The 22,550-nt window shown below is 63.5% G+C and carries 21 protein-coding genes; 8 read left to right on the top strand and 13 right to left on the bottom strand.

Going from position 1 to position 22,550, the window contains the following annotated elements; all coding sequences use genetic code 11:
• Positions 1–68: 68 nt before the first annotated feature.
• From AC0L2X_RS29230 to AC0L2X_RS29210, 5 genes are all read right to left on the bottom strand, one after another.
• Entirely contained in the window at positions 69–938 is an 870-nt protein-coding gene (locus AC0L2X_RS29230) for a patatin-like phospholipase family protein (RefSeq protein WP_473560181.1), read from the bottom strand.
• A gap of 282 nt (positions 939–1,220) precedes the next feature.
• Positions 1,221–2,573, bottom strand: coding sequence for a M16 family metallopeptidase (locus AC0L2X_RS29225; RefSeq protein ID WP_473560245.1), 1,353 nt, complete (start codon positions 2,571–2,573; stop codon positions 1,221–1,223).
• Positions 2,574–2,763: 190 nt separating this feature from the next.
• On the bottom strand, positions 2,764–4,128 hold the full coding sequence (locus AC0L2X_RS29220) for a M16 family metallopeptidase (RefSeq protein WP_473600855.1): 1,365 nt from the start codon (positions 4,126–4,128) through the stop codon (positions 2,764–2,766).
• A 105-nt stretch (positions 4,129–4,233) separates the two neighbouring features.
• On the bottom strand, positions 4,234–4,788 hold the full coding sequence (rsmD, locus tag AC0L2X_RS29215; protein WP_473560184.1) for a 16S rRNA (guanine(966)-N(2))-methyltransferase RsmD: 555 nt from the start codon (positions 4,786–4,788) through the stop codon (positions 4,234–4,236).
• Positions 4,769–6,697: a pseudouridine synthase gene (locus AC0L2X_RS29210; RefSeq protein WP_473560186.1), complete on the bottom strand. Its 1,929-nt coding sequence runs from the start codon at positions 6,695–6,697 to the stop codon at positions 4,769–4,771. Before AC0L2X_RS29210 ends, rsmD begins: the two co-directional genes overlap by 20 nt.
• A gap of 76 nt (positions 6,698–6,773) precedes the next feature.
• On the opposite strand from AC0L2X_RS29210, the gene AC0L2X_RS29205 reads away from it, so the two are divergent.
• Complete coding sequence (locus tag AC0L2X_RS29205) at positions 6,774–7,226, top strand: nucleoside deaminase (protein WP_352707254.1); 453 nt, start codon at positions 6,774–6,776, stop codon at positions 7,224–7,226.
• 70 nt (positions 7,227–7,296) lie between these two features.
• On the opposite strand, the gene AC0L2X_RS29200 is transcribed toward AC0L2X_RS29205, so the two are convergent.
• Together AC0L2X_RS29200 and ileS are read right to left on the bottom strand one after the other, a co-directional pair.
• A complete protein-coding gene (locus AC0L2X_RS29200) occupies positions 7,297–7,977 on the bottom strand; it encodes a hypothetical protein (protein WP_473560188.1) in 681 nt (226 codons plus the stop codon).
• 195 nt (positions 7,978–8,172) lie between these two features.
• Positions 8,173–11,163, bottom strand: coding sequence for an isoleucine--tRNA ligase (ileS, locus tag AC0L2X_RS29195; RefSeq protein ID WP_473560189.1), 2,991 nt, complete (start codon positions 11,161–11,163; stop codon positions 8,173–8,175).
• Positions 11,164–11,206: 43 nt separating this feature from the next.
• Between ileS and AC0L2X_RS29190 the strand changes: the two genes are divergently transcribed.
• The 3 genes from AC0L2X_RS29190 to AC0L2X_RS29180 all read left to right on the top strand — a co-directional run bounded on the left by AC0L2X_RS29190 (position 11,207) and on the right by AC0L2X_RS29180 (position 12,341).
• On the top strand, positions 11,207–11,425 hold the full coding sequence (locus tag AC0L2X_RS29190; RefSeq protein ID WP_352490214.1) for a hypothetical protein: 219 nt from the start codon (positions 11,207–11,209) through the stop codon (positions 11,423–11,425).
• Positions 11,426–11,501: 76 nt separating this feature from the next.
• Complete coding sequence (locus AC0L2X_RS29185) at positions 11,502–11,903, top strand: antitoxin Xre/MbcA/ParS toxin-binding domain-containing protein (protein ID WP_352490215.1); 402 nt, start codon at positions 11,502–11,504, stop codon at positions 11,901–11,903.
• A gap of 3 nt (positions 11,904–11,906) precedes the next feature.
• Positions 11,907–12,341, top strand: a complete 435-nt coding sequence (locus tag AC0L2X_RS29180; protein WP_352490216.1) for an RES family NAD+ phosphorylase — start codon at positions 11,907–11,909, stop codon at positions 12,339–12,341.
• 3 nt (positions 12,342–12,344) lie between these two features.
• On the opposite strand, the gene AC0L2X_RS29175 is transcribed toward AC0L2X_RS29180, so the two are convergent.
• Positions 12,345–13,157 (bottom strand): MipA/OmpV family protein, encoded by an 813-nt coding sequence (locus AC0L2X_RS29175; protein WP_352490217.1) that lies wholly within the window; start codon positions 13,155–13,157, stop codon positions 12,345–12,347.
• Between the two features lie 199 nt (positions 13,158–13,356).
• Positions 13,357–14,262: an alpha/beta hydrolase gene (locus AC0L2X_RS29170; RefSeq protein ID WP_473560193.1), complete on the bottom strand. Its 906-nt coding sequence runs from the start codon at positions 14,260–14,262 to the stop codon at positions 13,357–13,359.
• Between the two features lie 281 nt (positions 14,263–14,543).
• Here AC0L2X_RS29170 and AC0L2X_RS29165 point away from each other — a divergent pair, with 281 nt between their 5' ends.
• On the top strand, positions 14,544–15,098 hold the full coding sequence (locus AC0L2X_RS29165; RefSeq protein ID WP_473560194.1) for an HdeD family acid-resistance protein: 555 nt from the start codon (positions 14,544–14,546) through the stop codon (positions 15,096–15,098).
• 72 nt (positions 15,099–15,170) lie between these two features.
• On the opposite strand, the gene AC0L2X_RS29160 is transcribed toward AC0L2X_RS29165, so the two are convergent.
• Positions 15,171–16,154, bottom strand: coding sequence for a bifunctional riboflavin kinase/FAD synthetase (locus AC0L2X_RS29160; RefSeq protein ID WP_473600854.1), 984 nt, complete (start codon positions 16,152–16,154; stop codon positions 15,171–15,173).
• Positions 16,155–16,185: 31 nt separating this feature from the next.
• A complete protein-coding gene (locus AC0L2X_RS29155) occupies positions 16,186–17,046 on the bottom strand; it encodes a TIGR01459 family HAD-type hydrolase (protein ID WP_352490221.1) in 861 nt (286 codons plus the stop codon).
• Between the two features lie 339 nt (positions 17,047–17,385).
• On the opposite strand from AC0L2X_RS29155, the gene AC0L2X_RS29150 reads away from it, so the two are divergent.
• Complete coding sequence (locus tag AC0L2X_RS29150) at positions 17,386–19,353, top strand: pilus assembly protein TadG-related protein (RefSeq protein ID WP_473560196.1); 1,968 nt, start codon at positions 17,386–17,388, stop codon at positions 19,351–19,353.
• Positions 19,354–19,471: 118 nt separating this feature from the next.
• Positions 19,472–20,104 (top strand): LysE family translocator, encoded by a 633-nt coding sequence (locus tag AC0L2X_RS29145; RefSeq protein ID WP_352490222.1) that lies wholly within the window; start codon positions 19,472–19,474, stop codon positions 20,102–20,104.
• Positions 20,105–20,110: 6 nt separating this feature from the next.
• Here AC0L2X_RS29145 and AC0L2X_RS29140 read toward each other — a convergent pair whose 3' ends face one another.
• A complete protein-coding gene (locus AC0L2X_RS29140) occupies positions 20,111–20,935 on the bottom strand; it encodes a DUF2189 domain-containing protein (RefSeq protein ID WP_352490223.1) in 825 nt (274 codons plus the stop codon).
• 235 nt (positions 20,936–21,170) lie between these two features.
• Positions 21,171–21,920, bottom strand: a complete 750-nt coding sequence (locus AC0L2X_RS29135) for an SDR family oxidoreductase (protein WP_473560247.1) — start codon at positions 21,918–21,920, stop codon at positions 21,171–21,173.
• A gap of 110 nt (positions 21,921–22,030) precedes the next feature.
• Between AC0L2X_RS29135 and AC0L2X_RS29130 the strand changes: the two genes are divergently transcribed.
• Complete coding sequence (locus AC0L2X_RS29130) at positions 22,031–22,402, top strand: winged helix-turn-helix transcriptional regulator (RefSeq protein WP_352490224.1); 372 nt, start codon at positions 22,031–22,033, stop codon at positions 22,400–22,402.
• Positions 22,403–22,550 lie beyond the last annotated feature (148 nt).

The raw sequence follows: 22,550 nt of genomic DNA, 5'->3' as shown, positions 1-22,550 counted from the left end.
GATCCGCGCCACCTACGAAGGATACGCTCATGGTCCAGCGGGCGCTGACGCCGGACGCCTGACGGCTGTTATCCGCCGAGACGGTTGATGCGCTTGCTGGCTTCGGCTTTGGCGCGGGCATCGACAGTCTTTTCGATCTCGCGCTTCAGCTCGTCCTTGATCACCACCGTCTCGGCCATCAGCGCCTCGACCTTCATGAAATCGAGCACGCGGTATTTCGACACCGCCGGCCGGATCAGAATGTCGGGCCGGCTCTGGTTGAGTTTGCTGGCGATGATCGACTGCATCATCAGCTGCGTGGCGCCGAACATCAGGTCGACGGAGGTCGGGAATTTGCGCCCGGCCTCGGTCGGCGCGCCGACCACGTCGACGGCGATGATGATGTCGGCGTCGAGCTCGATTAGGTCGAACGGCACGGGATTATAGATGCCGCCGTCGATCAGCAGCCTGCCGTCGCGCATCACCGGGCGGAACACCGCCGGGATCGCCGCCGAGGCGGCCAGCGCCGAATGCAGCTCGCCCTCGTCGAGCACCGCGAGCTTGTGGCCATAAAAGTCCGTTGCCGTCACCTTCAGCGGTATTTTGAGTTCGGCGAAGGTCTCGGGAATGGCGTCGGGCAGGAACGCCTTGAGGATGCGCTCGACATTGAACTGGCTGACCCGCAAGCCGCCCTGCACCGCCTCGGCAAAAGTGCCGGGCCGCGCCCGCCACATGCGCGTCGCCACTTCGGCGCGGCGGCCGAGAATCGAGCGCGTATAGTCGTGGATGTCCTTGCCGGTCATGCCCGAGGCCATGCCGGCGCCCATGATGGCGCCGATCGACGAACCGGCGATTGCCGCCGGCCTTATGCCGAGCTCGTCCAGCACCTCGATGACATGGATATGCGCCAGCCCACGCGCGCCGCCGCCGCCAAAGGCGATGCCGAAGCTAGGCGCCATTTTGGGTGCCATCTGGCCACAGGGCAGCCGCTCCCGACAGAAGACGGCGTGGAGACCCGCAGTTGTCGAAGTCGGCGCTGCCCCTCACCTGCCTGCCGGCATCCTCTCCCCGTATAGTGACGGGGAGAGGGGCGCTGTCGTCGCCGATTTCGCCAATAACCAGCGTTGCAAGAAGGGCGCTGGCCCTGCGGCCAGACCCCTTCTCCCCGTCACTATACGGGGAGAAGTGCCCGGCAGGGCGATGAGGGGCGGCGCCAACGTCCGAAAAACGCGGGCAACAGCTCATTCCTTGCTTCCCAGCTTCGGCCCGACCACCATGACGGCCGGCTCGGCGGAGAGCAGCTTTTTCGCCGCCGCTTTCACCTGGTCCAGCGTCACCGCGTTTATCAGGGCGGCGCGGCGCTGCATGTAGTCGATGCCGAGCTTGCCGAGCTGGATCTCGACCAGCGTTGAGGCGATCGCGCCGGAGGAATTCAGATTGTTGATGGCATAGGCCCCGATCATGTATTTCTTGGTCGCCGCCAGTTCGGCTTCGGTCGGCCCCTCCTCGGCCATGCGCTTGACCACGTCGCGCACCACGGCCAGCGTCTCGGCCGCCCTGTCGGCGCGGGTCGAGGTGGTGATGGACAGCGCCTCGGAATGCTGGTGGTCGACGAGGTCGGAGCTGACGCTGTAGGCCAGGCCGCGCTTCTCGCGCACCTCGTCGAACAGCCGCGAGGTGAAGGTGCCGCCGCCGAGAATCTCGTTCATCAGCACGGCGGCGAAGAAGTCCGGCGCATTCCGCTTCACGCCGGGATAGGCGAGTTGCAGCGAGGCCTGCGGCTGGTCGTAGACGACCTCGAGCTGCTGGCTGAGCTTCAGGTCGATGTCGGGAACGGGCGTAAGCGCCTGCTTTTCCGGCAGGCTGCCGAACACCAGGTCGAGCTTCTGCTTCAGCGTTTCAGCGTCGATGGCGCCGACTACCGCGACATGCAGGCCGTCGCGGGCGAAATTCGCCTTGTGGAAGGCGCTGAGATCGGCCGGCGTGATCGTCGCGATGCTTTGCCTGGTGCCCTGGTCGGGCCGCGAATAGGGATGCCGGCCGTAGATCGCGTCCAGCCATTTGCGTTGGGCGAGCGTATCGGGATCGCGCTCGTTGGCGATGATGCCGGACAGGATCTGCGCGCGGATGCGGTCGATCGGCACCTGATCGAAGCGCGGCTGGTTGACCGCCACCCGCAGCAGGTCGAAGGCGCCGTCGCGCTGCTCGGCCAGCATGCGCATCGAGCCGTAGATGCCGTCGCGTTGCGCGTCGAAGCTCATCTCTGCACCGACATCGTCAAGCTTGATCTGGAAGGCCTCGCTGTCGAGGTCGCCGGCACCTTCGTCGAACAGGCCGCTCATCAGATTGGCAAGCCCTTCCTCGCCGGGCGGGTCCTGCGTCGCGCCGCCATCGAAAACGAAGCGGATGGCGACGATCGGCACCGAATAATCCTCCACCAGCCAGGCGGTGATGCCCTTCGACGAGGTCACCTCCTGGATGTTCATGGCCGCACGAGCCGAAAGCGCCGGCAGGATGAGGAAGAGAAGGGAGAGGAGCAGGGTTGCTAGAAGAGAGCCGGTGCGCCAACTGCCGAGGTCGGCGCCGCCCCTCATCGCCCTGCCGGGCACTTCTCCCCGTATAGTGACGGGGAGAAGGGGCTGGCCGCTGTCCCGGCGCTCGTTCTGCAAACGCTGGAGATTGGCGAAATCTTCGACGAAGGCGCCCCTCTCCCCGTCACTATACGGGGAGAGGATGCCGGCAGGCAGGTGAGGGGCAGCGCCAACTCTCAAGCTCATCATCACATCAATTCCCAGCCTGGGTTTGCGGCAGAAGATAGCCGGTCGTTGCGTGGTCGAGATTGAGATAGCGGGCAGCGACTTCCTTGACCCGGTCGGCGGTGACCTTGCGGATGCGGTCCGGCCATTGCTGGACGTCCTGGACGTTGCCGCCGGTGGCAAGCGTCGAGCCGTAGATGTTGGCCATGTCCTCCTGCTTGTCGCGGGCAAAGATCATCGAGCGGACGAAACGGTCCTTGGATTTTTCCAGCTCGTCGCTGGTGACGCCGTCTTTCGCGATGCGGGCGATCTCGGCGTCGACCGCGGCTTCGATGTCGGCAAGCTTGGCATCGCCGCGCGGCGCGCCGTAGACGGTGAAATTGGTGTCGTCGAGCATGGTGCCCTGGAAGAAGGCGCCAGCCTCGGCGGCGATGCCTTGCCTGACGACAAGCTCCTGGTAGAGCCGGCTGCGGTTGCCGCCGCCGAGGATTTCGGACAGCACGTCGAGCGCTTCGGCTTCGCCTGGCTTTGCCGTGTGATAGGACGGAACCACCCATTGCGTGGTGAAGCTCGGCACGCTGACGCGCCCGTCGGTCAGCGTCACCGTACGCCTGGTGTTCTGCTCGGGCTCGACGGGGCGGATGCGCGGCGGCAGATCCGGGCCACGCGCGATCTTGCCATAGGTCTTTTCGGCCAGCGCCTTGACCGTTTCCGGTTCGACATCGCCGGCCACCACCAGCACGGCGTTATTGGGCGTATAATATTTGTTGTAGAAGGCTATCGCGTCGGTGCGGTTCAGCTTCTCCATCTCCTGCATCCAGCCGATGACCGGAATGCGGTAGGGCTGGTTCTGCCACAGCGTGGCGTCGATCTCCTCGTCGAGCACCGCCTGCGGATTGGAATCGATGCGCGAGCGGCGCTCCTCGAGGATGACGTCGCGCTCGGTCTTGATGACATCGTCGTTGAGGATGAGATTGCGCATGCGGTCGGCCTCGAAGCCCATCATCTCACCGAGCGCCTGCGGCAATACCGTCTCATGAAAGGCGGTGTAGTCGTAGGAGGTGAAGGCGTTGTCCGAACCGCCGATGGAAGCGACGGCGCGGTCGAGCTCGCCGGCCGCATGGTTGCTGGTCGCCTTGAACATCAAGTGCTCGAAGAAATGGGCAATGCCGGACTTGCCCGGCGGCTCGTCGGCACTGCCGATCTTGTACCAGACCATATGGGTGACGATCGGGGCGCGGTGATCGGGGATGACGACGACCTCCATGCCGTTGTCGAGCAGGAAATCGGTCACGACGCCGTCGTCAGGATTGTTATCCGCCAGAGCCGGCGCGGCCATCACCAAAGCCAGCCCCAAGAGCGTTCCGCGCAGCCATTCAGCCTGAAATGTCATAGATGGCTCCGGTTTGTGGTGGGACGATAGGCGGGGTTGCTGGTCGAGGCAAAGCGAATTGTTCGTCATTTTGAAGGCGCTGGTTCCTCGCCAATCGCGGGGGCCTCACCCAACCTCTATGAACCTGATGACCGTCTCGCCATAGTTGCGCTCGTCGACAACCGAAAAGCCCGGCCCTGCCTCGAACGGTGCCGCCGCCGCTTCCTCAATGACGCAGAGCGCGCCGTGGGCGAGCCAGCCGCCGGCCTTGGCCGAGCGCAAGGCGCGTTCGCCAAGGCCTTTGCCATAGGGCGGATCGGCAAAGACCAGGCCGAATGCGGCGATGGTGCCTGCCTCGCCCAAGGCCGTCGCGTCGCGGCGGAATATCTTGGTGCGGCCGGTGAGGCCGAAAGCTTCGACATTGGTGCGGACCAGGCCGCGCCCTTCGGCGGATTCCTCGATGAAGACAGCGTAGGAGGCGCCGCGCGACAGCGCTTCGAGGCCGAGCGCGCCAGTGCCGGCGAACAGGTCGAGCACGCGCGCGCCGTCCAGTCTTTCGGGAAAGCGATGCGCCAGCACGTTGAAGACCGCCTCACGCGTGCGGTCGGTGGTCGGGCGGATGGCAAAGGTGCGGGGCGTCGCCAGCGGGCGCCCGCGAAACTCACCGCCGACGATCCGCATTGCTTCCCTTCGGGCCGCCACGCGGCCGGTCGCCACCACTATCCGGGCGCTCGCCGCGCGGTTTGCCGAACGGCTTTGCATCGCCGCCTTGCGGCTTGCCGCCAGGCTTGCCGTAAGACGGCTTGAACGAGGCCTTACGCGCCTTGTTTTCTGCCGCCTTGACGGCGTCTGCCTCCGCCCTGCCCTTGCCGATCGGCCGTGCGCCCGGCGCCATCCAGACATTGGCCTTGCGCTGGCCCGGCGGCTCGATCGGCCGCTGCTCGCGTTCGGATTTTTTCCCACCGAAGCCGCCACGAGGCTTGTCGCCATGGGGTTTGTCCCCGAAGTCGCTGCGTTCAGGTCTGGGGCCACGCTCGCCAAAGCTCTTTTTCGGCCCAAAGCTCCTGTCAGGGCTTGTCGACAGCTTGCCGAGCGCTTCGTCGCGGCTGCCCTCGCGCCGCTTGCGGTTCTTGATCAGGCCGCCCTCGCCGATCGGCCGCCGTTCGCCGTCACGGGTGAATTTCGGCCGCTCGGGCTCCTCCTCCCGCTCACGCCTGACCGGTTTGTTGGAAAACGGCTTGGCGATATCGGCGTCGAAATTGGCGCCTGATTCCTCGACCAGTCGCTCGCCGAGCTGGTCGCGCAGCACGCGGCCCTTGATCTCCAGCACATGGCCCTCCGGCAAATCGTCAAGCTGGAACGGCCCGTAGGAAATGCGGATCAGCCGCGTCACGTCGAGACCGAGCGCGCCCAGGATGTTCCTGACCTCGCGGTTCTTGCCTTCGCGCAGGCCGAGTGTCAGCCAGGCGTTGGAACCCTGCTCGCGGTCGAGCGTCGCTTCGATGGCGCCGTAAAAGACGCCGTCGACGGCAATGCCTTCGCGCAGGCCGGCAAGCGCGCTTTCCTCGACCTTGCCGTGGACGCGCACGCGGTATCGCCTGAGCCAGCCGGTCGCCGGCAGTTCGAGCACGCGCGACAGGCCGCCATCATTGGTGAGCAGCAGCAGGCCTTCGGTGTTGATGTCGAGCCGGCCGATGGTCATCAGCCGCGGCAGCCCGGGCGGCAGCACGTCGAAGACGGTCTTGCGGCCTTCGGGATCGCGGTTTGTCGTGACCACGCCGGCCGGCTTGTGGAACAGGAACAGCCTGGTGCGCTCGATCGGTGGGATCTCCATGCCGTCGAGATGGATGATGTCGCCGGGCATGACGTTGAAGGCCGGCGAGGACAACACCTTGCCATTGACCTTGACGCGGCCGGCCGCAATCAGTTCCTCGGCGTCGCGGCGCGAGGCCAGGCCGGCACGCGCCAGCCGCTTGGCAATGCGTTCGCCGGCTTCTTCCGTTGCCTCGACGCGACGCGGGCGCGGCTTGAAGCCGCCCTCCGATGCCACCTGCGCCCTCTGTGGCCCATGGGGCCGATCGCCGCCAAAATCACGTTTAGGACGATCGCCGAAGTCACGCTTGGGACGGTCGAAGCGCCTCTCGCCGCGCTCGCCTTCGGCAGCTGCTGGCCGGTCGCCGCGCGGTGCGTAAGGCTTGCGTGGACCTTCGCTCTTTTCATAGGGCGTGCCCTCCGGACGCGGCCCTTTGCTGAACGGCCTGTCGCCGCCCTTGAAGTCGCGCTTCGGCCGCTCGCCTTCGGCAGTTGCTGGCCGGTCGCCGCGCGGCGCATAGGGCTTGCGTGGACCCTCGCGCTTTTCATAAGGCTTGCCTTCCGGACGCGGCCCTTTGCTGAACGGCCGGTCGCCACCTTTGAAGTCGCGCTTCGGCCGTTCGCCTTCGGCCGCCGCCGGCCGGTCGCCGCGCGGAGTGTAGGGTTTTTTGGCGCCGAAGGACGGCTTGCCGCCCTTGCCGGGAGCGCTATCGCGACCGCGCGGCCCTGCCGGCTTCGGGCCGGCCTTGCGCGGGAATTTCTTGTTTTTGTCGTCCATGTGGCCTTTGCTCGTTTGCGCGGGTAGTAACAGGATCGCGCTCTAGTGGCGAGGAGATAATCGGAATGGAAACCGCGTGAAGCGGCAGGATTTCATGGCGCTGGCGCTTAAGGAAGCCGAAGCCGCCGCCCAGCGTGGCGAGGTGCCGGTTGGCGCGGTCGTTGTCGGCGGCGATACGGTCGTTGCGAGTGCCGGCAACCGCACCCGCGAGTTTGCCGATCCCACCGCCCATGCCGAGATGCTGGCGATCCGCGAGGCCTGCCGCAAGCTTTCCAGCGAGCGGCTCAGCGGCCACGATCTCTACGTGACGCTGGAGCCGTGCGCCATGTGCGCCGGCGCCATCTCCTTCGCCAGGCTGCGCCGGCTCTATTTCGGCGCTGCCGACGAGAAGGGCGGCGCAGTGGTCAACGGCGTTCGCTTCTTCACGTCACCGACCTGCCACCATGTGCCCGACATCTATCCGGGCATCGCCGAGAACGCTGCAGCAGCGCTGCTTAAAGACTTTTTTCGGGAGCGACGCGGGCCCTGATTTCCGGCCGACGATCCAAATCCAGGTCAGCCAAATCCAGCCAGCCAAGAACGTCTCTGGCGCCGTCAGTCTACCAGGGCAGCCAGTCGAACATGCCGCCGCTCTTGCTCTTGGCGGCCGCCTCCTTCTTGAGGCGGCGTTCCTTCTTGTACTCGTCCTCGCCGAGGTCGCCCTGCGGCGCGGTGGCGGCGGCAGCGCGGTATTGCACCGGCGGCTCGCTCAGATATCTGCGGGTGGTCGGGTCGCCCTGTTTGCCTTCGGCCCGGCGGCGCATGACTTCCGCGGAGCGGGCCTTGTCCGAATCGGCCGGAGTCCAGGCTGGCGGGTGGCTCGAGCCCGACTGCTTCAGCGCGGCCTTGACCGACGCCGGATCCGTCTGCACGTCATCGATGACCTGCGCCTGGTAGGCCGGGTCGTCCTGATGCAGGGTGGCATCGGCGCGCAGGCGGGCACGGCGCTGCTCCGGCGATTCGGGCCATTCGGCACTCGCCGTCTCGATGCTTTCCTGCGGCGGCGGCAAGACTTCCTTCTGCCCCGGCCCCGGCTTCACCAGCGTGGGGCGCGGCTTGTAGTCGATACTATCCTTGCGCTTGGGTGCGAAGGAAAAAGCCCCGGTGAGGTCGCCGGCAAGCTGCGCGCCCGCGGTCTTGTCGGTCCCGTAAGTGGGCGAGCCCATGCAGCCGGACAAAGCGAGGCCCGATACGACAAGCGGCGCCAGCAGCGCAACGCGCGCGTAAGTTCTCTCGGTCATGCCAAAAAGTCCCACTGTAGACAGCCTCTCGATTGCCGCCGGCCAAAGAAAGGTCCGGTCCCCATCGCCTATGCTCTTCCGACGGAATTCCGGCGACAATTTGTCGTCCGGAGTTTCGCGTGTTTACCTCAACCACTCGTTAAGGGCAACGCGCGGGGGCCGATCGGCCGCCCGCCGTGGCATTTGTGCACCGCCTTAAAGGCGGCTCAAAGCCTTCAGCTCATGCAGGACAGCGGCGTCACGGGCCGAAACATCCGGGAATTCCGGATCTGAGCCGACATCGGCGGTGTAGCGCCAGGAGCGCGCGCACTTCACCAGGCCGCGGTCCTCCGCCTTCTCGACGACCACGGCGACGCCCTTGACGTCGTCGAGGGTAAAGCTGCCCGCCGGCGCCTTGCCGTGCACGATAACCAGATCGCTGGTGATCGCCATCTCGGCCATGTCGACATCGGCGATCGCCGCTTCGAGCGCGGCATCGTCGAGGGTGACGACCGGCACCGCTTCCAGCGAAGAACCGATGACCTTCTGCGCACGGGCGATTTCCAACGCGCCGGTGACGACACGGCGAACCTGCCGAACCTTGCGCCATTTCTCCGCCAGCGCCTCGTTCTTCCAGTCCGCCGCGATTTCCGGGAACTGGTCGAGGTGCAGGGAGACCGCATCCGGATGACGGTCGAGCCAAGCCTCTTCCATGGTGAAGGGCAGCATCGGCGCCAGCCATTTCACCAGGCAGTCGAAGAGATGGCGCACCACCTGGACGGAAGCCTTGCGCTTCACGCTGGAAGGCGCTTCGCAGTAAAGCGCGTCCTTGCGGATGTCGAAATAGAAGGCCGACAGCTCGACCACCATGAAGTCGAGCAGCGCGCGGGTGATGCGCTTGAATTCGAAGGCGTCGTAGCCCGAGCGTACGACTTCATCGAGTTCAGCGAGCCGGTGCAGCATCAGCCGCTCCAGTTCAGGCATCTTGTCCAGCGGCACCTCCTCGCCATCGTCATGGGCGAGCGTGCCCAGCATCCAGCGGATGGTGTTGCGCAGCTTGCGGTAGGCGTCGATATTGGTCTGCAGCACGTTCTTGCCGAGGCGCTGGTCTTCCCAATAATCGGTCGTCACCACCCACAGCCGCAAGATGTCGGCGCCGGACTGTTTGATGACGTCCTGCGGCACGACGGTGTTGCCGAGCGACTTCGACATTTTCCGCCCCTCCTCATCCATGGTGAAGCCATGGGTGACGACGGTGTCGTAGGGCGCCCTGCCCCTGGTGCCGCAGCTTTCGAGCAGCGAGGAGTGGAACCAGCCGCGATGCTGATCGGAGCCTTCAAGATAGACGTCGGCCGGCCATTTCAGGTCGGGCCGGTCCTCAAGCGTGAAGGCATGCGTCGAGCCTGAATCGAACCAGACATCGAGGATGTCCATGACCTGCTGCCATTTCGAGGCATCGTGATTGCCGAGGAAACGCTCCTTGGCGCCGGCGGCGAACCAGGCGTCGGCGCCTTCTTTCTCGAAAGCGTCCATGATGCGCTGGTTGACCGCCTCGTCGCGCAGCACGTTGCCGTCGGCATCGGCAAAGACGGCGATCGGCACGCCCCAGGCGCGCTGGCGCGACAGCACCCAGTCCGGGCGCTCCTCGATCATGGCGCGGATGCGGTTCTGGCCGGCGGCGGGCACGAAGCGGGTATCGTCGATGGCTTTCAGCGCGCGGCTGCGCAGCGTCGTGCCGTCGCCAAGCTCCTTGTCCATATAGACGAACCATTGCGGCGTGTTGCGGAAGATGATCGGCTTCTTCGAGCGCCAGGAATGCGGATAGGAGTGCTTCAGCCGGCCGCGCGCGAACAGCGCGTTGCGCTTGATCAGCTCGTCGATGACGGCCAGGTTGGCGTTACCCTTCTTGCCATTGTCGTCGATGACGCGCGCCGCTCCACCCTCGCGGCCCGGGCCGAAGCCCGGCGCGTCCTTGGTGAAGAAGCCGGCATCGTCGACGGTGAAGGGGATCGTGGTGTCGATGCCACGCTGGCGAAGATCAGAGGCGGCATCCATCCAGGCGTCGAAGTCTTCCCGGCCGTGTCCCGGCGCGGTGTGGACGAAACCGGTGCCGGCATCGTCGGTGACATGATCGCCGGCGAGCATCGGCACGGGAAAATCGTAGCCGCCGCCCAGACCTTTGAGGGGATGCGAAAGCGTAAGGTTTTCAAGTTCTTCGGCGCCAACGTTGCGAAGCCGATTCAGAGTGACCTTGGCCTTCGCGGCAGCGTCGTCGGCAAGCTTCTCGGCAAGGATCAGCTTTTCGCCGGGCTGAGGACCAAAGGCGTTCTCGGCCGCCGCAACCTCGTAGAGACCATAGTTGATACGCGGCGAGTAGTTGACGGCGCGATTGCCGGGGATTGTCCACGGCGTCGTGGTCCAGATGACGACGTTGGCATCAAGCAGATCGAGCGAGGTCTGCGTCAGCTTGGGATCCAGGGCTGGCTGCCCCTCCTCGATGTTGATGACCTGGCGAGCGAGGCTGACGACCGGAAACTTCGCCCAGATCGTGTCCGACTCATAGTCCTGGTATTCGACCTCCGCCTCGGCCAGCGCGGTGCGCTCGACGACGCTCCACATCACCGGCTTGGAGCCGCGATAGAGCTGGCCGGACATGGCGAATTTCAGCAACTCGCCGGCGATGCGCGCCTCGGCGTGGAAAGCCATCGTCGTATAGGGATTGTCGAAGTCGCCGACGACGCCAAGGCGCTGGAATTCGGAACCCTGCACCTTGATCCAGTGCGCCGCAAACTCGCGGCATTCCTGCCGGAACTCGTTGACCGGCACCTCGTCCTTGTTCTTGCCCTTGGCGCGGTACTGCTCCTCGATCTTCCATTCGATCGGCAGGCCGTGGCAATCCCAACCGGGTACATAGTTCGAGTCATAGCCGCGCATCTGGAATGAGCGGGTGATGACGTCCTTGAGGATCTTGTTCAGCGCATGGCCGATATGGATGTTGCCATTGGCATAGGGCGGGCCGTCGTGCAGCACGTATTTTTCGCGGCCGGCTGCGTCTTCGCGCAGCTTGCGGTAAAGGTCCATATCCTGCCAGCGCTTGACCAGCAGCGGTTCCTTTTCCGGCAAACCGGCGCGCATCGGAAAATCCGTCTGCGGCAGGTAGAGCGTTTTGGAATAGTCGATCGTCTCGGCGGTCTCGGTATCAGTCATTCGTCTGCCATATGCGTTGCCCGGCGGCGAAAGAGCCCGGGCGTTGAACTATCATGATCTGGAAAAAGCGCGAGAGGCCGCGCGCAAGATTCCCGGCGGCTCCGGCGGCGGTCAGGCCGCCCGGAACACCGGGCCTGTAATTCGTATCGCAGTCGCGAGAAGGCGCGAAAAGCTCGTCATGGCTGGGCTTTTAACCGACACAGGCGATATTGAAAAGCCCGAACTCTCGGCGGTTTCCTGTCGGGGGCATCATGGTCGCTAGTTTGTTGTCGTGGTTTTCCTTGCATGATGTGCCACTTGCGCCTATGTCTAGGGGCAAGTGGCAGCGGAGCCAGCCCATGTCTAGTCTGCATATCAAGGTTCGCCCAGAAGCCGACACCGCGATCCCCGATACCGCGACAGAACGGTTTCTTGTTCATGTCACCAGGGTCGAAGGGCTCCGTCAACGGGGCTTCAGTAGTGATGAAATCTACAAGATCGTTGGCCCGCGACGGACCTTGGCGCGTCGTAAAGAGCGAAACGAGACTCTGACGATCGCCGAATCCGACCGCGTCCAGCGACTTGAGCGGGTTTCAGCGATGGCGGACCGGGTTTTCGGCAGTCATGAAAAGGCGCAGCGTTGGTTACGCAAGCGCAGCAGAGTGCTCAACGAGATACCGATCAACCTCTTGCGGTCCGAGACGGGTGCCGTCCTGGTGGAAGAAGAGCTCCATCGCATCGATTACGGCATTTTCGCCTAACATATGCGGTTGTGGCGCATTTCCAGCTACGCCGATCTCTCCGGCGCTGGTGGCATGGTCAGCGCCGGCCGTTGGCACGTGATGGGGACGCCGATCGTCTACTGCGCCGATCATCCAGCTACAGCGCTTCTCGAAATTCTGGTGCATGTGGACGCGGAAGACCTGCCCCAGACCTATCAGCTTCTGGAAATCGAAGTGCCGGACAGCGTTACCGTTGCATCTCCGGAATTATCTGATGACTGGAAGGACGATACGGCCACGACGCAGCGGCTCGGCACGGACTTTATCGCCACAGCCAAGCACGCGGTTATGGAAGTCCCTTGTGTGATCGTCCCGTTTACAAGGAACTATCTCTTCAACCCAGATTTGCTGACGCGCGACGGCATCCACATCGTTGAGGTCACAACGCATCCCATCGATACGCGATTGCTGGGGTAGACATCACATCGAGAAATCGAAGCGATAGGTCGTCGACACGCCGATCATGAACTGATCCCTGGAGCCGCGCTCCTTGACCAGGCTGGAATCGGCGGCCGGGCCCATCAGGCGGGAATATTCGCCGAACAGGCTGGCCGTCATCGGCTCGGTCACCTTCCAGGTCACTGCGCCGCCCAGGCCCGCCGACCTCACCCCGCCGCCGGGATGATATTCGCTGAGCCCCGAGGCCAGGGACTCCTTGGCATCAACGCCGTAGTAGGCGTCGAAATAGTCCGATGAGGCGAACGAAACGCGCGGTCCGCCCGAAATCCTGACATCGGGCGTCACATCGTAAAAGGCGTCGGCGGCGATGTCGGCGACAAAGCCATTATGGGCGCGAATGCCGTGCCGCAACTCGGCGCGGGCACGCAGCCAATCCAAAGGATAGAACTCGAAGAAGCCGCCGGCCTCGCCGCCCCAGCGCACCGGGTCGAGGCCTTTCAATTCGTCGGCGTCACCACCGTCGCGGGAAAACAGGAACTTGCCTGTCAGGCCGGCGCGGACGCCGCCATCGTCGATCAATGCCAATGAGATATTGTCGTTGCGCGAGGTGAAGCGCGCCGCGGGACCAGCCTTGCCGAGCGAGATGATCGGCGAGGCGCTGAGCAGGTACTTCTTGCCGCCCTCGAAATTCGGGGCAACCATGCCGGTGGCGCCGACCGTCAGGTACCAGTCTCCGGACAGCCAGCCGAAGGTGCCCTCGCCGGCCTTGGCAAGGCCGCAGGTGCCGAGCATGAATGCGGCCAAGACCGTCGGGATCGTCGGGACAGACCGCATCGCTACTCCATACGTCGAACGCATTGGCCGATACAACCAGCCTTGACTGAAGCCATGGCGCCGTTTCGGTAAAATTTGACTTAATGTCCGTAACATCGGCGGCGTTGGCCGGCCTGTTCTGCATTGCAGTCGATTGTTTGGCGCACCAAGGCCCCAGATCAAGATGGCTGGGATACGCTCGCAGTTGCCTCGGCAGGGGTTACAAACATTCGCGGACAAACATGCCTGCGCTGTGAAGCGCGCGGCGACCGGCGCTCAACCCTGCATTCCAAACCGGCCAAGCGTGAATCATATGCGGCCAAATTTCGAGACGTACTTTGACGTCAGCCGCGCCAGCGGCTTCGGCGAGTCGAGTTGCGTCCGACAACAGCGTCTCGGCCGAACCGGCTTGTATCAGCATTGGGGGAAATCCGCTCAGATCGGCGAACAAAGGCGAGATCAGCGGATCGCGCCGACCAACGCCATTGGGAACATAGGCGGCTGCCAGTTCCTCCAAATACGCCCGGTGGATGATAGGGTCGATTGCGTCCTTGGTTGAGAATGTCACGCCGGACATCGAAAGGTCCGTCCAGGGCGAAACCAGCCAAAGACATCGCGGCAACGGCTCGCCTGCCGTGCGCAATATACTGACCAGGCACAGAGTGAGGTTGCCGCCCGCACTGTCTCCGCCAACCACGATACGATCCGACGCGATGCCTTGCCGGCTCAGAAAGCGCCATGCGGCAAGTGCGTCGTCATGTTGCGCAGGGAAAGGATGTTCCGGTGCGCGGCGATAGTCGATCGCGAGGGTGCGCATTCTCATTGCCCGACCTGCCTCGGTCACCATTCGACGATGACTTTTAAGAGAGCCGGAGCAGTAGCCACCACCGTGGAAAAACAGCAGAACCTTGTCCCTGTTGCTCCCGGGCGCCAGCGACCACTCTCCCGCGAGGCCATCGAACACCACATCTTCGCATCGGATGTCCTCCGCAACCGGCCAGACCGAACCGACTTCGTCGAGCCGTGCCCGGCGTTCGTCCCAGCGGACCGTTCGAGGCTTTGAGGTCAACAGCCTGCGGACGGCGTTGATCTCTGTCAGATCGAGGTGTTCGTCCACATCGCCCATTTTGCTCCCCTAGCCTCATCAAGCGTAGAAAAACAGCGTACAGCAGCAGCAACAACGGGACGACGGGTCGCCGCCGTAAACCCGCTTGTCATCTTTAGCACCGGCCCACCCCCCGCACATGATCGAATATTCCATCTGGTATTTGGCCGCTTCGGGTCAAAAACGGAGGTTTAGCGGACCGCTCCGGAGTGTGGCGCTCACAGCCTGCTCGCTGGACGGGCAAGGCGATCGGCGCTACCTTCCGGAACAAAGAAGCCAGGCGACCTTGAGGGAGAAGGGCAATGACCGTGCACAGCGATGCCATGAAAGATGCGATCAGCCAGACGCGGGCGAAATGGGGATGGTTCGTCGCGCTCGGGGTGCTGCTGCTTGTCTTCGGCGGCATCGCCTTCGGCAATCTGTTCATCGCAACCGTCGCCTCCGTCTTTGTCGTGGGCTGGCTGATGCTGATGGCCGGCATTGTCGAGATCATCCATGCCTTCGGCGTAAAGACATGGGGCCGCTTCTTCTATTGGCTGCTCAGCGGCCTCCTCTACGCCGTCGCCGGCTTCTTCGCCTTCGACAATCCGGTCCTCGCCTCGACGGTGCTGACCTTCCTCCTGGCGGTCGCACTGCTTGCCTCAGGCGCGCTCAGGGCCTGGGTAGGCTACAGCCACCGGCCGCAGCCGGGCTGGGGCTGGGTGGTCGCGGCCGGCATCATCAGCGCACTGGCGGGACTGGTCATCGCCATGGGCTGGCCGGTCAACAGCGTGTGGGTGCTCGGCCTGTTCCTGGCCGTCGACCTGATCTTCCAGGGCTGGACCTTCATCGCCCTTGGGCTGGCACTGAAGAGATAAATTCTGGTTGAGCTTAATCGGAAAACCGGTTCCCACTTTTTGCTTCGCTGACCTTCAGTTCGGGACCATGCTCTAAAAAGCTATGGCCGCGTCCAGCCCGGAAAGCGGCCTGACGCCGGCGAGCAGTGCCTTCGCCTCGGCCTCGTCGCGCTTCATCTGGGCGACTAGCGCGTCAAGCCCGTCGAACTTCACCTCCGAGCGCAGGTAGCCGAAGAAGGACACGGCACAAATCTCGCCATAGAGGTCGCCGGAAAAGTCGAAGACGAAGGTCTCCAGCAGCGGCGCGCCATTGTCGTCGACCGTCGGCCGGCGGCCGAAGCTGGCGACGCCATCATGCAGCGAACCGTCGGCGCGGCGGAAGCGGACGGCATAAATCCCTTCTTTGAGGGTGGCTTCCGGCGAAAGCCTCATGTTTGCGGTCGGAAAGCCAAGCGTCCGGCCGAGCTGCTGGCCGCCGATCACCTCCGCCTCGACGGTGAAACGATAGCCGAGCAAGCCGGCGGCCTCGGCCACATTGCCCTCGCACAGCAGCGTGCGTATGCGGCTCGACGACACCACCTCGGCGCTTTCGTCGCGAAACGCATCGACCAGCGTGACGCCGAAGCCGTGGCGCTCGCCGGCCGCCATCAGATAGGCCGGGCCGCCCTGGCGGTCCTTGCCGAAATGGAAATCGAAGCCGGTGACGGCGTGGCTTATGCCGAGGTTGCGCTCGAGCACGCCGGTGACGAAAGCCTCCGCCGACAAGGAGGCGAACTCGCGTGTGAACGGCTGCTCGACCAGCGCCGCAAAGCCCAGGTGCGACAATAGCCGCGCCTTCATCGGCGGCGGCGTCAGCACGAACAGCGGCATGTCCGGCCTGAACACCTTTCGCGGATGCGGTACGAAGGTCAGCACCAGGGCGGGTACGCCGCGACGCTCCGCCTCGGCGCGCGCGCGTTCGAGCACCGCCTGGTGGCCGCGGTGGACGCCGTCGAAATTGCCGATAGCCACCACGCCGCCGCGCAGATGGGCCGGCAGCGGTGCGGTTGCGGAAATGCGTTCGAACATTGCCGTCATGGCTTGAACCTATTGCCGTCTGGGCCTGAACTTATTGCAGTCTGGGAATCACCGCGACCGGCCTGTAGCCGTATTTTTCCAGAAAGGCCGCGAGCCTGGCCGGATCCGGCTGCAGCGCTTCACCGTAATCGCGGGCATGGATGCCGCCCGATACGTAGAGCACGTCGAAGCCATTGTCGGCCGCGCCCTTGATGTCGGTCATCATACCGTCGCCGATGGCCAGAACTTGCGAACGCTCGACCGGGCGGCCGAGAATGACGGCGATCTCCTTCATGGCGACGTCATAGACCGGCGCGTAGGGTTTGCCGGCGATCAGCGTGCGTCCGCCAAGCTGTGCGTATTCGCGGGCCAAAGCGCCTGCGCACCAGATCATGCGTTCGCCGCGCTCGACGACGATGTCGGGATTGGCGCAAATGAAGGGCAGGTTCCTAGCACGCAGCCTCTGCAGAAGATCGGCATAATCTTCCGGCTTCTCCACCTCGTCGTCGAACAGGCCGGTGCAGACCACACCGGATGCTTCGAACTCCTCGACGAGTTCGACGTCGAGGCCGTCATAGAGCGTGAAATCCCGATCGGCGCCAATATGGAAGATCTTTCGCGGCCCTTCGGCGATCAGGTCGCGGGTAACGTCGCCGGACGTCACGACACGGTCGTAGGCGGCGGGAGGGACGCCGATGGCGTTCATCTGCGCCACCACGTCGGCGCTGCGGCGCGGCGAATTGGTGATCAGCACGACAGGTATTTTCGCCGCGCGAGCAGTGATCAGCGCGGCAGCCGCCGCGGGGAAATGCCATTCACCATTGTGCACCACGCCCCAGACGTCGCACAGGATGGCTGAATAGGCTCCCGACAGGTCTGCGAGCGAACCGATGATGTCGGGCGAATCCGCCATGCCGTTGTCCCTGTACCATGATGCTTGCAAGCGCCGCGACCGACGGTCCGTAGCGGCCGGCCCGGATTAACCGAAGCGCTTCGCCATGTCACCAGCTTTCGTTGTGTCCGCAAGATTGTCGTCCGGCGACGCCGACGAGGAAATGATGGTGAAAGTTTTTCTTTTCCAGCGCCTTATCCCCTTTTTTAGAGGTTTTGCCGCGGGAAGCCCGGAGCAGCATTGCCGATTGCGGACGTGTGGTTAACGGGGATTGAAAAACCGTACCGGCCTTGAACGCATTTCAGCAATCGGAAATTTAAACATGCGTGGCATCGTCCGGGAAAAATGGGGCGGGCGGGAATGCTGAAGGCAATAATCGGAAAATTCCGATACGACAGACGTGGCAACTACTCCTTAATGACTGCAATCACCATTGTGCCGCTGATGGCCGGTCTGGCGCTCAGTGTCGATTACGGGGAGTTGCTGCGCCAAAAGCACGAAACGCTGAACGCACTTGATGCGGCCGGCCTCGCCGCCGCCCAGCAGATCGTCGCCGGCGCCAGCGACGACGACGTCAAGGCCTACGCCAAGACATTTTTCGAAACCAATCTCGCACGCATCGACCCGGCGAACACAGCGCTGACCGTCACGCTGCCCAACAACAATGCCGGCGGCGGCACCTTGAAGCTCTGCGCCGGCCTCACCTTCCACCCCTATTTTCTACCGGCCGCCAGCCTGCTGATCGGCGGCACGGCAGGTGACACGACCTTCACCGAATGTTCGGAACTCCGTCTTAAGAACACCCTCGAAGTCGCGCTGGTGCTGGATAATTCAGGCTCGATGAGCGATCTCGGCTCCGGCACCGGCGAGAAGCGAATAGACTTGCTGAAGTTGGCCGCAAAGCAGCTTGTCGATACGCTGGCGCTTCAAGCGCAGCAGATGAAGCAGATCACCAAACCGGTGCAGTTTTCTCTCGTGCCGTTTGCGGCCTCGGTCAATGTCGGCCCTACCCACGACCAGGACGGCTGGATGGATCAGGACGGCATCTCCCCGATCCAGCACGAGGATTTCGACTGGACGACGATGAGCGCTGCCAACAATCCGGACAAATACGCCGAGAAGCTCAATGGCATCTGGTACAAGCGCGGCGCCGGCTGGGGCGAGACCAAGGACCAGCCGCTGACCCGTTTCAGCCTCTACGCAGACATGACGGTCGAATCGGGCCGCGAAGAGGTACCCAATTCGAAGCAATATGTCTGCGACACATACAAGAAGAACGGCACCTGCCAGTACGGCCATTGGAGCGCACCGGAATATATCTACACCACTAGTCGCTATGCGAGCTGGCAAGGTTGCGTCGAGGCACGGCCATATCCCTACAACGTCGACGACACCACGCCCGACACAGCCGCGCCGGCCACGCTTTTCGTGCCGATGTTCGCCCCGGACGAGGCTGGCACTCTGTGGCTCGATTTCAACCGTGACGGCATCAACGACGTCATCAGCACGTCCTACAATTACGGCAACAACTGGTGGGCCGATTGGCCCTATGTCGCCGGTCCTACCGCTTCCCAGCGCCAGTCTGACATGCGCAAATATTTCCTGTTAAAACCATACGGTTCGCAATCCGCAGCCGCGGGCGATGGCCCGAACTCCTCCTGCACCACAAACCCGATCACGCCGTTGAAAGACGTCAGCCAGGACGCCGAGAAGCAGGAGATCAAGGACGCCATCGACGCCATGGCGCCGAACGGCAACACCAACGTACCGGAGGGACTTGCCTGGGGCTGGCGAACGGTATCGAGCAACCCACCGTTCACCGATGGCCGGCCGAACAGCGAGAGGGGCAACGACAAGGTGGTCGTGGTGCTGACCGACGGAGCTAATACCTATAGCGCCGTCAGCGACGGCAGCTACGCCAACAACAGGTCGACCTACGCCGCCTACGGCTACACTGGCCTGACCTATCCGGGATCTGGAAGCGTGACCCGCCTGTTCATGAATACCAGCACCGATATCGGCAAGACCACCTATACCGGTGCCAACTACACGGCAGCACTCGACGAGCAGATGAAAACGCTCTGCGCCAATGCAAAGAATTCGAACATTCTGGTGATGACGGTGGCGCTCGACCTGTCGCCCACAGATGCCAGCGACAAGAAGGCAATCGATGCGCTGAAGGCATGTTCCTCGGATTCGCGCTTCCGCAAGGATTCGGCCGACCCGAGCAAGCCTGCCAAGCTGTTCTGGAATGCAACCGGCGCGACGCTGTCCGACAATTTCAAGGAAATCGCCAACGAATTGTCGAACCTGCGCATCGTCGGCTGAAGGCGATCGGATTGGCGACTAAGGCAGGGGCCCGGCGCGCTGGCGCAAAGGCTCCTGCCCTCATGCCCTTGCGGGTGATGGAAGCATGTGGTGAGTGTCCTCATCCGGAGATGCGCTCTTGCCTGAACCCGCCAACCACCTTGCCTTTGCGCTGGTCTGCCTCGGCATGGTGCTGACGCCCGGCCCGAACATGATCTATCTGATCTCGCGCTCGCTGTCGCAAGGGCCGAAGGCCGGGCTGATCTCGCTGGGCGGCGTGGCGCTCGGGTTCTTGTTCTACGTGCTGTCGGCGGCGTTCGGCATCACCGCGCTGCTGCTCGCCGTGCCCTTTGCCTATGATGTGCTGCGCCTTGCCGGCGCGCTCTATTTGCTGTGGCTCGCCTGGCAAGCGGTGAAGCCCGGCGGGCGCTCGCCGTTCCAGATCCGCGAACTACCGAAAGACAGGCCGCGCAAGCTGTTCGCCATGGGGCTGATGACCAACCTGCTCAACCCAAAGGTGGCAGTGCTCTATCTGTCGCTGCTGCCGCAATTCATCAGCCCCGGCAAGGGGCATGTGCTGTCGCAGCTTCTGGTGCTCGGTGCCACGCAGGTCGCGATCAGCCTGACCGTCAACGCCATCATCGCGGTGACGGCCGGCTCAATTGCCATCTTCCTAGCCGGGCGGCCGCTATGGCTGGTGATCCAGCGCTGGCTGATGGGCACGGTGCTGACCGCGCTGGCCGTCAAGATGGCAACCGACGCGCAACGCTGATCGGTCCTACATCGGCCGCCTGACCTGCTCTGTCCGCTCCGGTTCGACCACCCTGCGGTAGAGATGCCAAGTCGCATGGCCAAGGATGGGCATGACGACGGCAAGCCCGGCAAATAGCGGGATCGAGCCGATGACCAGGAGCACGGCAACCATCAGGCCCCACAGCGCCATCTGCAGCGGGTTTGTCAAGACCGCGCGCGCCGACGTCTCGACTGCCGAGACCGCGCCGACATCGCGGTCGAGCAGCAGCGGAAAGGCGACGACGGTCGTCGCCAGCACGACCGCGGCGAAGGCGAACCCGGCCAGGTTGCCGAGCAGGATCAGCGTCCAGCCTTTGCTGGTCGTCAGCACCTCGCGAATAAAGCCGACAATAGAGGTCGGAGGCTGATTGCCGTACAGGCTGGTGTAGATCGATTGCGCGGTGAACAGCCAGAGCAGGAACAGTACCACCAGCATGATGCCGATGACTGCAATCGCGGGCAGCGCCGGCGAGTGGCGCACGTCGAGCGCATGCCACCAGGATGTATCCATGCCGAACTCGCGCCGGCGGCTGATTTCGTAAAGGCCGATAGCGGCAAACGGACCGACCAAAGCGAAGCCGGACATCAGCGGATAGATGAGTTGGATGGCGTTCGAGCCCGATGTCCACTGCGTCAGGATCAGGCCGACCACCGGATAGATCAGACACAGGAACACGTAATGCGACGGCTTGGCCCAGAAATCCTCTACGCCGAGACGGAGCGCATCGAGCAGATCCTCGGTGCTGATGCGGCGCACCGTGGGCTGTACATGCATTCCACGTGCGTCCGCCATGACATGAAAGCCGGCCATAACCTTTCTCCCGTGTGTCGGGACGGTCACCGCCAGGATGGCCGCCCGCAGCTGCCACTTCAAGAAACAGGCACTATGGTAGTCGATTTAGGGGTGATTGTCGCCAAGTCGATGGTCGCGATGGTAAATCCGGATAGAGCGGGATGCATTGGATTGCACGGGGCATCCCGCTCTATCTGTTTGTTTCAGCCGCATTTGTGCGACGCCAAGTGTAACCACTTGGCTGCAAAATGCTCTAGAGGTTTCCGACGCCGCCATCGACGAGCAGTTCCGTGCCAACGACGAAGCTCGACTCATCCGATGCTAGAAACACCGCCGCCTTGGCGAGTTCCCAGGGTTTGCCCATCCGGCCGATCGGCACTAGCGCGCGTATCTGATCGCCCAGCGCCTTCTCTTCTGCTTCTGGCAAACCCAGCTTGCCCAGGGCCGGCGTCTCGGTCGGCCCGGGGCTGAGGCCATTGACGCGAATACCGCGCTCGATCATCTCACCCGAGAGGGTGCGCGCCAACGACAGGAGGCCAGCCTTGCTGGCGGCGTAGGCGCTGCTCTGGGGCAGGCCGATATGGGCACTGACCGAACCGCACAGGATGATCGACGACGGGTTGGAGAACATCGGCAACAGGGCTTGGATCAAAAAGAACGGCCCCTTGAGATTGGTCTGCATCAGACGGTCATAGACCACCTCGTCCCAATCCTGCAGCGGCTGATGCATCACATCGCCGGCGTTGATGTTCAGTATATCGAGCCGAGGCCAGCACTGCGCGAGTTCGGCGGCAAGCGCGCGCTGATCGGCAAGATTGCCGGCATCATTCCTGATCACCTGCGCCGATCCGCCCAGTTCGCGCTGCGCAGCCTCCAGCCCGGATGGGCTCCTGCCGGTGATTGCCACTGTAGCGCCCTCGGCCAGGAACTGGCGCGCGGTTTCGAGGCCGATGCCGCTGGTTGCCCCGGTAATGAGGGCATATTTGCCTTTCAAGCGACCCATGATTTGGCGACCCATTATTTGCCTTCCCAAAGACGATGAGAACGGCATTGTCGACATGATAGTATGCTTTGTATAGTAGGCACCGAATGGGTACTAAAGGAAATAATTTCATGGCGCAGGCAAAAGCCATCGAGGTAACGCCAGTCGAAGGCGGAAATGGCGCGACCGATCGTTGCCCGATGATCGATTTCGTCAATCTAGTTTCGGGAAAATGGGCCATTCCCATTCTTTATCGCCTGATCGTCACCGGTTGTCCGATCCGCTTCGGCGAGCTCCAGAGGGCCGTCGCACCGATTACGCAAAAGGAGCTCACGCGGCAGCTGCGCCTGTTCGAACATCGCGGTCTGGTCTATCGGAGGGTCTATGCCGAGATGCCGCCGCGCGTGGAGTATGAGATAACGCCGCTGGGCAGAACCTTGCGTGGCACGCTGGATTCGCTGGCCGACTGGATGCGTGTCAACGCATCCCACCTGATCACCTGACTGATTGTGGACGGATTGTTTGCCCTGCCCGGCCAAAGCCACGGGCGGTGGCGGGGGGCGGGGGGGGGGGGGGGGGGGGGGGGGGGGCGGGGGCCGGGGGGGGGCGGGGGGGGGCCCCCCCCCCCAACAGACGAAGACACAGACACCC

It is taken from the genome of Mesorhizobium sp. WSM4828 (genome assembly GCF_055811175.1).
Note: the sequence above shows the minus strand (reverse complement) of the source record. Positions and strands in the feature narration are given on the sequence as shown.

Coding starts and splice junctions, on each gene's coding strand:
- AC0L2X_RS29230 (WP_473560181.1), bottom strand. CDS start 938: ATGGCGCCTAGCTTCGGCATCGCCTTTGGCGGCGGCGGCGCGCGTGGG.
- AC0L2X_RS29225 (WP_473560245.1), bottom strand. CDS start 2,573: ATGAGGGGCGGCGCCGACCTCGGCAGTTGGCGCACCGGCTCTCTTCTA.
- AC0L2X_RS29220 (WP_473600855.1), bottom strand. CDS start 4,128: ATGACATTTCAGGCTGAATGGCTGCGCGGAACGCTCTTGGGGCTGGCT.
- rsmD (WP_473560184.1), bottom strand. CDS start 4,788: ATGCGGATCGTCGGCGGTGAGTTTCGCGGGCGCCCGCTGGCGACGCCC.
- AC0L2X_RS29210 (WP_473560186.1), bottom strand. CDS start 6,697: ATGGACGACAAAAACAAGAAATTCCCGCGCAAGGCCGGCCCGAAGCCG.
- AC0L2X_RS29200 (WP_473560188.1), bottom strand. CDS start 7,977: ATGACCGAGAGAACTTACGCGCGCGTTGCGCTGCTGGCGCCGCTTGTC.
- ileS (WP_473560189.1), bottom strand. CDS start 11,163: ATGACTGATACCGAGACCGCCGAGACGATCGACTATTCCAAAACGCTC.
- AC0L2X_RS29185 (WP_352490215.1), top strand. CDS start 11,502: ATGTCTAGTCTGCATATCAAGGTTCGCCCAGAAGCCGACACCGCGATC.
- AC0L2X_RS29180 (WP_352490216.1), top strand. CDS start 11,907: ATGCGGTTGTGGCGCATTTCCAGCTACGCCGATCTCTCCGGCGCTGGT.
- AC0L2X_RS29175 (WP_352490217.1), bottom strand. CDS start 13,157: ATGCGGTCTGTCCCGACGATCCCGACGGTCTTGGCCGCATTCATGCTC.
- AC0L2X_RS29170 (WP_473560193.1), bottom strand. CDS start 14,262: ATGGGCGATGTGGACGAACACCTCGATCTGACAGAGATCAACGCCGTC.
- AC0L2X_RS29165 (WP_473560194.1), top strand. CDS start 14,544: ATGACCGTGCACAGCGATGCCATGAAAGATGCGATCAGCCAGACGCGG.
- AC0L2X_RS29160 (WP_473600854.1), bottom strand. CDS start 16,154: ATGACGGCAATGTTCGAACGCATTTCCGCAACCGCACCGCTGCCGGCC.
- AC0L2X_RS29155 (WP_352490221.1), bottom strand. CDS start 17,046: ATGGCGGATTCGCCCGACATCATCGGTTCGCTCGCAGACCTGTCGGGA.
- AC0L2X_RS29150 (WP_473560196.1), top strand. CDS start 17,386: ATGCTGAAGGCAATAATCGGAAAATTCCGATACGACAGACGTGGCAAC.
- AC0L2X_RS29140 (WP_352490223.1), bottom strand. CDS start 20,935: ATGGCCGGCTTTCATGTCATGGCGGACGCACGTGGAATGCATGTACAG.
- AC0L2X_RS29135 (WP_473560247.1), bottom strand. CDS start 21,920: ATGGGTCGCTTGAAAGGCAAATATGCCCTCATTACCGGGGCAACCAGC.
- AC0L2X_RS29130 (WP_352490224.1), top strand. CDS start 22,031: ATGGCGCAGGCAAAAGCCATCGAGGTAACGCCAGTCGAAGGCGGAAAT.